The following is an 11,810-nucleotide window of genomic DNA, read 5'->3' as shown; positions in this document are numbered from 1 at the left end:
TCGCCTTGTCAGTCGGCTTGCCTATCGATCTCACGGCGTACGACGTACCAGGTCGCGGGCGAGGCATCCTCGACGTGTTCCGCTGGTCGTATCTGCTCAAACTGCTCGTGCAGAAGGGCACCGCCACCCGCTACCGCAACTCGGTCCTGGGGTGGCTGTGGTCCTATGTGAAGCCCGCCGCGCAGTTCGTCATTTACTACTTCGTCATGGGGATCATCCTCCAGGCCCACCGTGACGTCGACAACTTCGCGATCTATCTCTTCTCGGGCGTCGTGATCATCAACCTCTTCAATGAGGCCTTCGGCAACGCCACGAACTCGATTGTGGACAATCGCGCGCTCGTGAAGAAGATCTACCTCCCGCGCGAGCTCTTCCCGATCGCGTCGATCATCGGAGCGCTCATTCATTTCCTCCCGCAGCTGATCATCCTCCTGCTGGTATGTGTCCTGGTCGGATGGGTGCCCTCCTTTGCGGCGATGGCTGCGGTGCTCCTCGGAGTGGTCATCGTCCTTTCCTTCGCCCTCGGGCTCGGGCTGTTCTTCAGCGGGCTGAACGTGCGCTACCGCGACGCTCAGAACTTCGTCGACCTGATCAAGATGTTCTCGACGTGGACGTCTCCCGTCCTGTACACATGGCTGCTCGTCGCGGAGGCGCTCAAGGACTTTCCTGGGCTGTTCTTCGTGTACATGTCGAACCCCCTGACGATCGCTGTGGAACTCTTCCACATCGGGTTCTGGGCGCCCACGGCTGAGTCGACCCACGGGCTGCCCTCTGATCTGTGGATCTCCGGACTGGTAGCAGCCGCTGTGTGTATCTTCATGCTGGTCGTCGGCCAATACACCTTCCGTCACTTCGAGCGCTCTTTCGCCCAGGACCTGTGATGTCTCAGATCGTCGCCCAGACCACTACGCCCCCCAGCATCATCCTCGACGGCGTCTCCAAGTGGTTCCTCAAGCGCAACTCGCACTCGTTCAAGGAAGCTTTCGTCGGGTGGATCAAGGGCAAGAAGGTGCGAGCCGACACCTTCACAGCCCTTGACGACCTCTCCTTTCAGGTGGGTGAGGGCGAGTCTGTCGCGGTGCTCGGGCTGAACGGCTCCGGGAAATCGACCACGCTGAAGCTGGTGTCCGGAGTACTGGAGCCCGACGCCGGGCGAGTGTTCACGCGCGGGCGGGTCGCCGGTCTCATCGAGGTCGGAGCGGGCTTCCACCCCGAACTGAGTGGCCGGGAGAACGTCTATCTCAACGGGGCGATCCTGGGTATGTCCAAGAAGCAGATCGACGAGCGGTTCGACGACATCGTCGCCTTCTCGGAGATCGGGGAATTCATCGACCAGGAGGTCAAGCACTACTCCTCCGGGATGTTCATGCGACTGGCCTTTTCCGTTGCCATCCATGTGGAGCTCGACATCCTGCTGGTGGACGAGGTGCTGTCGGTGGGCGATGCGCCCTTCCGTGCGAAATGCGCCGACAAGATCAAGGAGCTCACGGCCCGGGGCATCACCATGCTCGTCGTCAGCCACAACATGGCGATGGTGAAGGACCTGTGCGAGCGTGGCATTGTCATCCGCAAGGGCAAGAAGATCTTCGACGGTCCCATCGACGAAGCGGTGGAGCTGCTGGCCATCAAATGAAGGTCACCAGTGAGCGGATCGAACTCGACCCCTACGTCATCCGGGACGCCACGGTCGCGGACGTGCGGTTGGACGGTCACCGCGTGTGGTCGGCCGAGATACCCTACTCCGAGGACGGCGTCATCGTGCTCGAATGGCCGGCGGCGCTGCGCGCGCGGCTGGACGGTTTCGCGCACGTGACGGTGCACGACAGCGCCACGAACCGCACGCTGGGCGCCTCAGACGCCCACTTCGGCCGCTCGCGCTCGCGCGTGGAGATCGTCGACGCCCGGGGGCGCTGGCTCGCGATGACGAAGTGGGACCGCCTCGGACCCGTGCTGGAGGGACGTGACGAGGCCGTCGTGAGCCGCCTTCTGCACAGCGCGCGCGCGCTCGTGGACGATCTTCAGGGGGATGGGCACGACGTCTACATCGTCGGAGGGACCCTGCTGGGGATCGTGCGCGACGGCGGGATGCTGCCCCACGACGACGACGTCGACCTGGCCTTCCTCTGCCGTGCCGACAATCCTGCCGATATCGCTCTGGCCAGTTACGACATGGAGCGCGCCCTCGCCCGGCGCGGCTACACCGTCGTGCGGCACGGCCTAGCGCACCTGGAAATCGAGTTCTTCAACGAGCACGGCGAACCCGACCACTACGTGGACATCTTCACCGGCTTCTTCCGCGACGGTCTGTACTGTCAGCCGTTCGCCCTTCGCGGCCCCGAGGTCGCAGAGGCCGACCTGGTCCCCGTTCGTCCGCGGGACATCGAGGGCGTCACGCTTCCCGAGCCGGCCCACGCCGAGGCGTGGCTAGCATACGCCTACGGTCCTGGATGGCGCGTTCCGGACCCCACGTTCAAGTTCGAGACCCCCAGCTGGACCCGACACCGATTCGAGAGCTGGTTCGGCGTATTCAACAGCGGACGGGTCTTCTGGGACAAGCACTATATGGAGCAGCATTCTTCCGTCGGCTACGCTGACGCGCAGCCGGCGATGTCCCGGTTCCTGACTGATATCCCCGCCGGTGCCCGCATACTCGATCTCGGCTGCGGCGACGGGCGCTGGTCGACGGAGATGGCACGCAGAGGCCACCGCGTCACGGCGGTGGACTACAGCCACGAGGCGCTGAGGCTGGCGCGGGCACACGACGCCCGGGGGAGCGTGGACTTCCGCTTCCTCAACGTCAACGATCGCGCCGCGCTCTTCCAGTTTGGGGCGTGGATGCTCGAGACCGGTGATGAATGGTGCATCTTTGCCCACCACACGGCGCAGTCGATGACGAAGGCGAACCGGCATGGACTGTACCTGTTCTTCGAGCTGGTGCTGCGCGGCAGGGGATTCGCGGAGCTGATCGACTACACCACGATGTCACCGGCCTATGAGCACGCGCAGCCATCGACATGGCACCTGCCGACGGACTGGATCGTCGAGGAGACGCAGGAGCATGCTCTGGACGTGCGGGTCGTCCGCGCGGCGCGCAAGACCGATGAAGGTCGTCGGCGCGGCATCGCGCAGACGAGGATCACACATGCGCCGGAGGCGGTCGCACCACGGAGGGATAGCTGATGAGAGAAATCCTGCGCAAGCTGGCGCGGCGCGTCGCACCCACGGCGTACGCCAAGCTGGAGCGTCTCGAACTCGCCGAGGGGGGAGCCGTCGCGGCCGCGGATTCAACCGCCGAACTGGAGCGCCGCGTCGCCGAGCTCGAAGCCGCGCTGAACGAGCTTCGTCGGGACAATCGTCGCGTCACCGAGATGTACGATCTCATTTTCGCCCGTTTGCGCGAGGCCAACCCCCTCAAGGGCTGACAGCGGACAAGGCGGCGGCGCCCTCAGCTCAGCAGGGCGCCGAGCCGCCCCCGATAACCCTTCGCCCGGCCGTGGCCTGGTTCGGCCCGGAACACGCGCGGTCCCTCCGCGGTCCGGTCGCCGATTCGGACGAGGAAGGAATCGGACGTCGGCAGCTCGATGTCGATCGTCGCTTGGCCGCCCGCGATGCGCAGGACCGCCGGAACGGATCGCCATCCCCGCGGTCCGGGGTCGCGCCGGCGGAGCCGGTCCAGGAGCCGCCGCGGAACGCGTCTGACTCGCCGGGCGACCGATTCGGTGTTTACGTCGACGGTCGTGGGCAACTCGCTGTCTCGGGCTGTGGGGGCCCCGGAGACGCTCAGCGAGGTCGTCGATCCCTTCCGCTGGACGCTGCCGGTGAAGCGGACGACGGCCGCCAGAGGAGTCTCGGACTGGTCGAAATCCATCACGATGGTTCCGTCCGGGCGGGAGTACACGGCGATAACGCCGTCCCCGTCGATGTGCACGGCGGGGCGGATGGGGGGCTGACGGATGAGTCGGTGCTGCGTCGTACCGGCCAGGGTGCACCGCCCGTTCAGTGCCCATACGCCGCGTTCGAGGGGACGGCCAAGGGCTCCCGTGGCCGGATCCACGACCGCGGTCCCGGTCAGATGCCATGCGACGCGTCCGTCGCGGTCGGCCGTGTGGACCTGGGACTCGGAGGGCGCCATCCACGTGACCCGCGACGTGTGTGAACGTACACCGATCTCCACGGAGGCACCTCGCACGTCATCCGTCACGTCGAGCAACTCGGACGCGAGCTCGTCGCGATACGCGTCGGGCAGATCCTTGAGGATGCGGCCGTTCCTCTGGATGAGGCGATGGCGACGTCCGTGCGCGTCCGCCCATGTGGCGGCGGTCGCCAGCTGCAGGACGCCCTCTTTCCAGCGGACGGCGGTGATCTCCGCCGTCCCGGGTATGTTCGGGTCATCGACGGTGAGGCGCTCCAGCAGGTGCCGGTATCCCTTGCGCAGCAGTTTCGCCCTCATGCGCGCCGTGTGGTTGAGGTACTGATCGTCAGACTCGGGGAAGTGCCGCTGCTGGAGGGCGTGTGCCTTGTCGAAGATGAGCTTGCGCTCGGCCGCCGGGCGCGTGGCGTACAGGTTGTTGAACGCGTCCATGAGGCGGGACCGATACTGGTGCACGCGGAGCAGGCGCCGCTGCGTGTCGAACCGAACGCCTTCGAGGTCCCGCTCGATCGCCGTGACGACCTCGTCCAGCCAGTGCCACCACTCCGGGCTCGAACGCACGAAGGTGCTCGAGCCGCTGCCAGGCGTGGTGAACCAGTGGTAGTACGGGGTGCTGGCCATCGTGGAGATCACTGAGGCATGCCGTGCGACGAGGACGTTGAAGAAGATATCCTCCCACAGCACCCGACCGCCTTCACGGAAGCGGATGCCGTGCTCGTTCAGGAGCGCCCGCCGATACAGCTTGTGCGGGTTGGTGGGGATGAGGGGATGGAAATCCATCCGGCCGATGACCTGGCCGCTGTCAGCCCGGTACTGGTCGATCGCCCACCCGCTGTCATGCGTGCGGGCCTCCTTGCCGTTGAGCACATCCGCGCCGTGCGCCTTGGCGAACTCGTAGCCGGCTCGCAGTGCGTCGGGGTAGAGCTCGTCGTCGTGGTCCATGTAGGCGACGTACTCGCCCTGGGCCAGATCCGTGCCGATGTTCCTCGGGCGGCAGGGCCACCCGGAGTTCTCTATGCGCTCGACGCGCACGTGCGGCCGCGAGGCCTGGACGGCGAGGAGTCGGTCGTGCGTGTCATCGGGGGAGCCGTCGTCGACGAAGATGACCTCCCACTCCGCGGTGGGAAGCGTCTGAGCGTCGAGTGATGCCACGAGTCGGTCCAGCCCGGCACCGGACCGGTAGGTGGCGACGATCACGCTGACTTTGAGCTCATCCGTCGTCACGGGCGCTCGGCCTCCTCGATGAGGTGCTCCTCGATCAGACGTGCGGTGCCGAGGTCCTGGGGTGTGGTGATCTTGATGTTGTTGACGTGGCCGGGCAGGATCCGAGCGGGAGTGCCGGTGTACTCCTGCACCAGGTCGGCGTCGTCGCTGACGCGCGCATAACCAGCGGCGGCGGCGGCCGCGTACGCACGCTCGAGGAGGGGGCGATGGAAGCCTTGCGGCGTCTGGCCAAGCCACGAATGAGCGCGATCCAGGGATCCCTCGATGAAGCCTTCGTCCGTGACGAGCTTGACCTGCACCGTGCTCGGCGTGCCGATCATGGCCGCTCCGTGTTCGATGGCGGCGTCGAGCACGCGCATGACGAGCTCCTCGGTGACGAACGGTCGCACACCGTCGTGGACGAGCACGATGTCGCCGGTCGTCGCCTCCAGGCCTCGCTGGGCGCTGATATGGCGCTCCGCACCGCCGATCACCAGACGTACCGGCAGGCCTGCCTCTTCGATGAGGATGCGACGGTACTCCGCCTCGTTTTCGGCGCTGATCGTCACGATCAGCTCGTCGACGGCGGGCACCAGCATCGCACGCACCGTCTTCTCCAGGATGGTCAGACCGCCGAGCTCGACCAGCAGCTTGTTGGATCCGAAACGTGCGGCTCGGCCGGCACAGGTCACGATCGCCGACACTCGGTGTCCCTGGTGCATCTGACTCTCCTTTCGCTGACGACTATGCGTCTCGCACGAACGCGCGAAGCCCCGCCACGACGTCGTCGCGCGAGAGGAGGTACCCTCGCGGCCCGTGGAAGAGGTCCGAGTGCGTGGTGGTCATGTTCCGGGTGTACATCTGCGCGAAGGGGGATTCCGGCGAGGCGGGTATCTGCTCGGAGATGTCGCGGTCGAAGACCTCGCGAGCGAGCTCGGCATTGGACAGGGGCGGAGTGGCGACGTTGAGAGAGGACAGACCCGCCGCCAGCGAGGTCTGGATGTCCTCCCATAACCGTCGCACGTCATAGTGCTGGTACTGCGTCTGCGGGTGGATGTAGCCCACGCGGTAGTCGTTCAGCAGATCGTAGACGACGCCCTTCTTCAAACCGCCGCCGTAGAGCTGCGGGAGCCGGACGATCGTGGTGTCGACCTCCTGGGAGAGCCGGCGCTCCTGATGGAGCCGATTCATCCCGTACGGTGTGAGTCCGCTCTCGCTCCGGGGGGCGTCCTCGTCAGGTGATCCGCCGGCCGGATACACGCATACGGTCGAGATGAGCACGAGCTTGCGTATGCGGGCCCGCAGGAGGAGGTTCACCAGAGCATCGATCTCGCGCCGGTCCTCGTCGCCGTGCGCATTGATGCGGTGCGAGTCCGCGCGGTTGCCCGCTGAGACGACGAGGTCGTACTCGCGTCCGGCGATCTGGTCAATGTTCGCGGTGTTGTAGCGGTCGTCGAAGTCGTGCGCAGCCAGAAGATTCGATCCCACGAACCCGGTGTAGCCGATCAGAGCGGAGGCCATTACGACGTTTCCTTTACACGGTCTGGATGAGCGGTGGTGCTTTCCGGTAGGCGCTGCCGGGTGAGGTGGAAGACGAAGGCGCCGATGGACAGAGTCAGCAGTGCGAGCCAGAAGGGCGCACCCAGCGGCGGGGACCAGAGCGGTTCCTTGAACAGCATCCAGATCGTGCCGTTGGCTCCCCGCGCATAGCGAGTCTGCATGGTTACGAATGTGTAGACCTGGGCGGCCCAGACGAGGGTCCCGAGAACCCACGTGAGACGGGTGGCGCTCGGCAGGGCGCGCTCCCCCCAGCCGAGATGCGCCGCGACCGCGGCCAGGATGAGGAGCCCCACGTATATGACCATCGTGTATCGCGCCTGCCAGATCATGCCCGCGCTGCGGACGTAGGACAGCTGGACCAGCGCAGGTAGGAGAAGCCACGCGCCGCCGGCAAGAACCGTGGCGGTCAGCATCCGCCGATTTCCGAGCCACAGCGCTGCCGCGACCATGAGGATGCCGAGGCCGCCGATGCATACGACGGCGATCAGCGGAGCCGCCGTATCGGTCCAGCCGAACAGTCCGACGTACCCCACCTCGAACAGCGTGCGCCGCACCATGTTCTCCAGCACCTGTCCCGCCGTCCAGTTCTTGTCGGCGAAGTCGCCCTCCAGGACGAATGCGCCGGCGCTGACGCCCCATGCCACGGCCAGGATCACTCCGAGCGCGAGGAGGGCGGCGGTGATCCAAGCCGCCGGTGTGCGGAGGACGTCCCTGAGGGCAGGCCAGGGCAGGGCGATGAGACCGAGAACCCCGAGCACAGCCACCCACAGGGGCGAGATGCCCCGCAGGTTGCAGACCAGGACGCCGATGATTCCCACGACCAGGAGCGCCGGGACGGGGGAGGCCTGTTCACGCCGGTATCCCAGCGAAACGACGGCCGAGAGGATCGCCATCCCCCCGGTGATCTCCCACGCATTGGGGTTCACGGATCCGGCGAGGAACAGGATCATCGGTGTGATGGTCGCGGCCATGACGACGCCGGACCGGCGAGCGCCCATGATCGTCGCCAGGAAGTGGAAGGCGGTGGCGGCGAGGAGGGCCGTGACGAGTGCGGTGAGCAGCCGCATGGAGTACACCATGGCGTGCGGGTCATCGGTCAGGAGAGAAGGCCATCCCACCATCGCGTAGTAGAGGGGGTTGTAGAAGCTGGCGGTCGTCGATATGCGCACCTCGCCCGCTGCAGCCCCCGAAATCACCTGGCACGACGCGTCCTGCAGCGGCTTGTGCGCGATGCAGTCCTCCCACGACCGTGAGTCCGCGAGCGAGGCGGGTACCTCGAAGTACCCGCGGCCAACCTCGTCGGTGCCGTCGGGGTACCACTGCCCATGGGCCACACCTGCGGCGCGGATGATGTGGGCGGGCTCATCCGGAGCGCCAGCCAGGGGAGTGGCGAACGTCCAGGCCGTGCAGGCCAGAAGCAGGAGGACGAAGGGGATCCACAACGTCTGGAGCAGACCCCCCGCGCGGAGCCGATCAGGACTCGCGTACATAGCGAATCAGCTCCTCCATCGGCTCGGCTGCGACGAACCCCGTCAACTCGAGCTTCGCCATGTCCAGGACGCTGTTGCGAGGTCGCGGTGCGGTTGGTCCAGCCGCCGTCGAGAAGTACTGTTCCGTCGTCACCGGTGTAACTTCGTCGGCACTGCGCCCCCGGATCTCGAACACTCTCTTCGCGATGTCGGCCCACGTAGTGGGTTCGCCGCCGCCCGTGAGGTTGTACGTGCCGAACTCGGCGCTGGTGTCCAGCAGATGACGAATGCCCCGGGCAATCTCACGCGTGGACGTGAGACGTCCGACCTGATCGTCGACGACCGACGGACGGATCCCGCGCTCGGCGAGAGACGCCATCGTGCGGAGGAAGTTCTTCCCGTCACCGATAACCCAGGAGGTCCGCACGATGTAGTGACGTGGGACGGTGGCGACCGCAGCATCTCCGGCCGCCTTGGTCTGCCCGTACACCCCGAGCGGACAGAACGGATCGTCTTCGCGGTACGGGCGGTCCAGCGATCCGTCAAAGACGTAATCGCTGGAGACGTGCACGAGGGTGATGCCGTTCTCCGTGGCTACGCGTGCAAGCGCCGCCGTACCGGAGACGTTCGCTGCCCACGCGTCCCGGCGTCCCTCTGGCGTTTCGGCCAGGTCCACCGCCGTGAAGGCGGCGGCGTTGATGATGGTGCCGAAGTCGCGCCAGCGGCGCGCGCCGAGGAGATCGGGCGACGACAGGTCGAGCTGGCTCCGCGTGGCGTACTCGACGTGCGGGGATTCCCCGAACTCGGCACGCAATGCGCGACCAAGCTGCCCGTCGGCGCCGGTCACCAGGACTCGACGAGGCGCCATCGGCTCGACGCCGGACAGGCGCGGATGGCCGAGGTCCTTCGCCGAGATCTCCACCTGGTCCAGGGGTATCGGCCATTCGATCGCCGCAGTCTCATCAGCGAGGTTGAGGAACGTGTACTCGGTCCCCTCGGACCAGTGGTCGTTGACCAGGTAGACGTACGCCGTGTCCGGCGCGAGCGTCTGGTACGCGTTGCCGACCCCGCGCGGCACAAAGATCGCACGCGACGGGTCGATCTCCGTCGTGAACACCGTGCCGAAGGTCGCGCCCTCGCGCAGATCCACCCACGCACCGAAGATCCTGCCCGTCGCGACAGATACGAACTTGTCCCACGGTTCGGCATGGATGCCCCGCGTGGTGCCCACGGCGTCGTTGAAGGAGATGTTGTTCTGCACGGGGCCGAAATCAGGGAGTCCGGCCGCGACCATCTTTTCACGCTGCCAGTTCTCCTTGAACCAGCCTCGGCTGTCCCCGTGCACGGGCAGCTCCCACACGGTCAGGCCAGGAATCGGGGTCTCACGGCCGACGAGACTCTTGCCGAAATCGGTCACTACTGCCCCTTCGAGGCGTAGAAGGCCTCCGTCGTATCCTTCGCGGGAGCCCACCACGCTTCGTTCGCGCGATACCAGTCGATCGTGGCGGCCAGGCCAGCCTCGAAGTCCCGGTATCTCGGTTGCCAGCCCAGCTCGGTGCGCAGCTTCGTCCAGTCGATCGCGTAGCGCAGGTCGTGGCCGGCCCGGTCCGTGACGTGCTCGTACGCGTCGGCGGGCTGCCCCATGATGCCCAGCACCAGTTCCACGACCTCGCGGTTGCTCTTCTCGCCGTCCGCGCCGATGAGGTATGTCTCTCCGATGACGCCCTTCTCGAGGATGGTGAGCACCGCCGAGGAATGGTCGTCGGCGTGGATCCAGTCGCGCACATTCTCGCCCTTGCCGTAGAGCTTCGGGCGGATGCCTCGCAGCACATTGGTGATCTGGCGCGGGATGAACTTCTCCACGTGCTGGAAGGGCCCGTAGTTGTTGGAGCAGTTGGAAATCGTCGCCTGTACGCCGAACGAGCGCACCCACGCGCGGACGAGAAGATCCGACCCGGCCTTCGTTGACGAGTACGGGCTCGAGGGGTTGTACGGTGTCGACTCGGTGAAGCGGGCGGGATCGTCCAACTCGAGATCGCCGTACACCTCGTCCGTGGAGATGTGGTGGAACCGTCGCTCGTGCCGGCGCGCGGCCTCCAGGAGCGTGTAGGTGCCGACGATGTTCGTGTCGAGGAACGGTCGAGGGTCGTGGAGGGAGTTGTCGTTGTGCGACTCGGCGGCATAGTGGACGACGGCGTCCGTTGCCGCGAAGAGCTCGTCGACGAGGACGGCGTCTGCGATGTCCCCCTGGACGAAGGTCACCCGATCCTCCGGGAGGCCCGCCAGCGAGCGCATGTTCCCCGCATACGTGAGCTTGTCCAGCACGGTGATGTGATGGTCGGTGTTGTCGATGACGTGGTGGACGAAGTTGGAGCCGATGAATCCGGCGCCCCCCGTCACGAGCAGCCGGGCCATCAGTGTCCTCTCTCCAGAACCTCGAGGAGATACGTCCCGTAGCCCGACTTCACGAGCTTCTCGGCCCGCTCGCGCAGCGCGTCGTCCCCTAGGAATCCCTGTCGCCAGGCGACCTCTTCGGGCACGCCGATGGACAGCCCGGTCCGGCGCTGCACCGTTCGCACGTACTCCGCGGCGTCCGTCATCTGGTCGAAGGTGCCCGTGTCCAGCCAAGCCGTTCCCCGGGGGAGCACCTCGACCTGGAGCCGCCCCCGTTCGAGGTAGGCGCTGTTGACGTCGGTGATCTCGTATTCGCCTCTGGGGCTGGGCGCGAGCGAGCGCGCGATCTCGACGACCTCGTTGTCGTAGAAATACAGGCCAGGGACGGCGTAATTGCTCTTGGGCTCGGCCGGTTTCTCCTCGAGGGAGACGGCGCGCCCCCGCGCGTCGAATTCGACGACACCGTAGGCCCTCGGCTCGGCGACCCAGTATGCGAAGATCGCCCCGCCCTCGATGTCGGAGTAGCGCTTGAGCTGTGTGCCCAGCCCTGGCCCGTAGAGAAGGTTGTCGCCCAACACGAGTGCGACATTGTCGTCCGCGATGAAGTCCGCGCCGATGGTGAAGGCCTGTGCCAGACCGTCGGGCGACTGCTGCTGCGCGAATGTCAGCGACACGCCGAATTGGGAGCCGTCACCGAGCAGGCGCTCGAAGAACGGCGCATCGTGCGGCGTCGTGATCACGAGGATGTCCTGGATCCCGGCGAGCATCAGAGTGGACAGCGGGTAATACACCATCGGCTTGTCGTACACGGGGATGAGCTGCTTGGAGACCCCGAGCGTGATGGGGTGCAGGCGCGTGCCGGAGCCGCCCGCCAGAATGATGCCTTTCACGCGTCAATCGTTCCACATCCGCCTCCGAGATCGCTCCGCGCCCGCCGTGGAGACGTGGCGCGACCGCAAATGGGGGGCTGGGGAAGGTCGGGGGAGCGCGTTGCTAACATGTCAATGCCCTCTCCCTGATTGCCGATTGGCGTG

11 protein-coding genes are annotated in these 11,810 nt (G+C 66.1%); 4 read left to right on the top strand and 7 right to left on the bottom strand.

Annotation, left to right across the window (positions count from 1 at the left end):
* Positions 1 to 17 precede the first annotated feature (17 nt).
* From AC4FS1_RS07595 to AC4FS1_RS07580, 4 genes are read left to right on the top strand one after another with little or no spacing between them, the layout of a single operon-like run.
* On the top strand, positions 18 to 881 hold the full coding sequence (locus AC4FS1_RS07595) for an ABC transporter permease (RefSeq protein WP_491153861.1): 864 nt from the start codon (positions 18 to 20) through the stop codon (positions 879 to 881).
* Complete coding sequence (locus tag AC4FS1_RS07590; protein WP_491153859.1) at positions 881 to 1,633, top strand: ABC transporter ATP-binding protein; 753 nt, start codon at positions 881 to 883, stop codon at positions 1,631 to 1,633. The genes AC4FS1_RS07595 and AC4FS1_RS07590 overlap by 1 nt, the downstream gene beginning before the upstream one ends.
* Positions 1,630 to 3,180: a LicD family protein gene (locus tag AC4FS1_RS07585; protein WP_491153857.1), complete on the top strand. Its 1,551-nt coding sequence runs from the start codon at positions 1,630 to 1,632 to the stop codon at positions 3,178 to 3,180. Before AC4FS1_RS07590 ends, AC4FS1_RS07585 begins: the two co-directional genes overlap by 4 nt.
* Positions 3,180 to 3,422: a DUF6752 domain-containing protein gene (locus tag AC4FS1_RS07580; protein WP_491153855.1), complete on the top strand. Its 243-nt coding sequence runs from the start codon at positions 3,180 to 3,182 to the stop codon at positions 3,420 to 3,422. Before AC4FS1_RS07585 ends, AC4FS1_RS07580 begins: the two co-directional genes overlap by 1 nt.
* A 23-nt stretch (positions 3,423 to 3,445) precedes the next feature.
* On the opposite strand, the gene AC4FS1_RS07575 is transcribed toward AC4FS1_RS07580, so the two are convergent.
* The 7 genes from AC4FS1_RS07575 to rfbA are packed head-to-tail and all read right to left on the bottom strand — an operon-like array spanning position 3,446 to position 11,666.
* Positions 3,446 to 5,374 (bottom strand): glycosyltransferase family 2 protein, encoded by a 1,929-nt coding sequence (locus tag AC4FS1_RS07575; protein ID WP_491153854.1) that lies wholly within the window; start codon positions 5,372 to 5,374, stop codon positions 3,446 to 3,448.
* Positions 5,371 to 6,075 (bottom strand): IspD/TarI family cytidylyltransferase, encoded by a 705-nt coding sequence (locus tag AC4FS1_RS07570; RefSeq protein ID WP_491153853.1) that lies wholly within the window; start codon positions 6,073 to 6,075, stop codon positions 5,371 to 5,373. The genes AC4FS1_RS07575 and AC4FS1_RS07570 overlap by 4 nt, the downstream gene beginning before the upstream one ends.
* A 22-nt stretch (positions 6,076 to 6,097) precedes the next feature.
* A complete protein-coding gene (locus tag AC4FS1_RS07565) occupies positions 6,098 to 6,874 on the bottom strand; it encodes an NAD-dependent epimerase/dehydratase family protein (protein WP_491153851.1) in 777 nt (258 codons plus the stop codon).
* Positions 6,874 to 8,403 (bottom strand): DUF2142 domain-containing protein, encoded by a 1,530-nt coding sequence (locus AC4FS1_RS07560; protein WP_491153849.1) that lies wholly within the window; start codon positions 8,401 to 8,403, stop codon positions 6,874 to 6,876. Before AC4FS1_RS07560 ends, AC4FS1_RS07565 begins: the two co-directional genes overlap by 1 nt.
* Entirely contained in the window at positions 8,387 to 9,799 is a 1,413-nt protein-coding gene (locus tag AC4FS1_RS07555) for a sugar nucleotide-binding protein (protein ID WP_491153847.1), read from the bottom strand. The genes AC4FS1_RS07560 and AC4FS1_RS07555 overlap by 17 nt, the downstream gene beginning before the upstream one ends.
* Positions 9,799 to 10,797: a dTDP-glucose 4,6-dehydratase gene (gene rfbB, locus AC4FS1_RS07550; protein ID WP_491153845.1), complete on the bottom strand. Its 999-nt coding sequence runs from the start codon at positions 10,795 to 10,797 to the stop codon at positions 9,799 to 9,801. Before rfbB ends, AC4FS1_RS07555 begins: the two co-directional genes overlap by 1 nt.
* Positions 10,797 to 11,666, bottom strand: coding sequence for a glucose-1-phosphate thymidylyltransferase RfbA (rfbA, locus tag AC4FS1_RS07545; RefSeq protein ID WP_491153843.1), 870 nt, complete (start codon positions 11,664 to 11,666; stop codon positions 10,797 to 10,799). The genes rfbB and rfbA overlap by 1 nt, the downstream gene beginning before the upstream one ends.
* Positions 11,667 to 11,810: the final 144 nt, after the last annotated feature.

The sequence above is a fragment of the Microbacterium sp. Z12_35 genome (genome assembly GCF_058310475.1).
This window is presented reverse-complemented; position numbering and strand designations above follow the sequence as displayed.